At 64.3% G+C, this 894-nt stretch carries 1 protein-coding gene; it reads left to right on the top strand.

The window, feature by feature from the left end:
- Window positions 1–893 (top strand): ABC transporter substrate-binding protein (locus AC5L38_RS44255; protein WP_495248829.1); only part of this gene is annotated, 893 nt, incomplete at its 5' end.
- Between the last annotated feature and the right edge of the window lies 1 nt (window position 894).

Below are 894 nucleotides of genomic sequence, written 5' to 3'. Positions count from 1 at the left end.
AGGTCGCCGACGACGGCAAGATCACTATGGGGTTCTCCCAGGTGGGTGCGGAGAGCGGGTGGCGTACCGCGAACACCAAGTCGGTGCAGGAGTCGGCGGCGTCGGCGGGTGTGGAGCTGAAGTTCTCCGACGCCCAGCAGAAGCAGGAGAACCAGATCAAGGCGATCCGGTCGTTCGTGCAGCAGAAGGTCGATGTCATCGCGTTCTCGCCGGTGGTGGAGTCGGGCTGGGACACGGTGCTGAAGGAGGCGCAGAACGCGAAGATCCCGGTGATCCTGACCGACCGGGCGGTGGATTCGGCCGACAAGAGTCTGTACAAGACCTTCCTGGGCTCGGACTTCGTCGAGGAGGGCAAGAAGGCCGGTCAGTGGCTGGTGGAGGAGTACAAGGATTCGAAGGATCCGGTGAACATCGTGGAGCTGCAGGGCACCACGGGGTCGGCGCCGGCCAACGACCGCAAGTCGGGTTTCGCGGAGGTGATCGCGGCGGATCCGAAGTTCAAGATCGCCGCTTCGCAGACCGGTGACTTCACCCGGGCCAAGGGCAAGGAGGTGATGGAGGCGTTCTTGAAGTCCACCCCCGACATCGACGTGCTGTACGCGCACAACGACGACATGGGTCTGGGTGCGATCGAGGCGATCGAGGGTGCGGGCAAGGTGCCGGGCAAGGACATCAAGATCATCACGATCGACGCGGTGAAGGACGGGATGCAGGCCCTGGCGGACGGGAAGATCAGCTACATCGTCGAGTGCAGCCCGCTGCTCGGCCCCCAGCTGATGGATCTGGCCAAGAAGGTCGTCGCCGGTGAGCAGGTGCCCGAGCGTGTGGTGACCGAGGAGACCACCTTCACCCAGGAGCAGGCGAAGGAAGCCCTGCCCACCCGCCAGTACTGAG

It is taken from the genome of Streptosporangium nanhuense (assembly GCF_059358815.1).
Note: the sequence above shows the minus strand (reverse complement) of the source record. Positions and strands in the feature narration are given on the sequence as shown.